The 248-nt window shown below is 64.5% G+C and carries 1 protein-coding gene; it reads left to right on the top strand.

Annotated elements, in window-relative coordinates:
* Positions 1-248: CoA transferase (locus tag SB786_RS37190; protein ID WP_410731707.1), on the top strand; the 248-nt coding region annotated here is incomplete at both ends.

Genomic DNA, 248 nt, shown 5'->3' with positions numbered 1-248 from the left:
CGAGAACTGCGTGCTGCTGGCCGCCCAGCCCATGCAGCAGTACGTGGTCACTGGCGAGGCAGCGGCGCCGATGCCCAACCGTATCAGCGCCTGGGCCATCTACGACGTGTTCACCTTCGCCGGTGGCGAGCAGATGTTTGTCGCCGCCACCGGTGAAGGGCAGTGGCATGCGCTGTGCCAGTTACTGGGGCAGACGGCCTTGCTGGATGACCCGACACTCGCCAGCAATAACGACCGTGTGTTGCAAC

The sequence above is a fragment of the Burkholderia sp. SIMBA_062 genome (assembly GCF_046534765.1).
Classification (GTDB): Bacteria; Pseudomonadota; Gammaproteobacteria; order Burkholderiales; family Burkholderiaceae; genus Burkholderia; species Burkholderia ambifaria.
The sequence above is the reverse complement of the archived record's forward strand: the minus strand, read 5'-3'. Positions and strand labels throughout refer to the sequence as shown.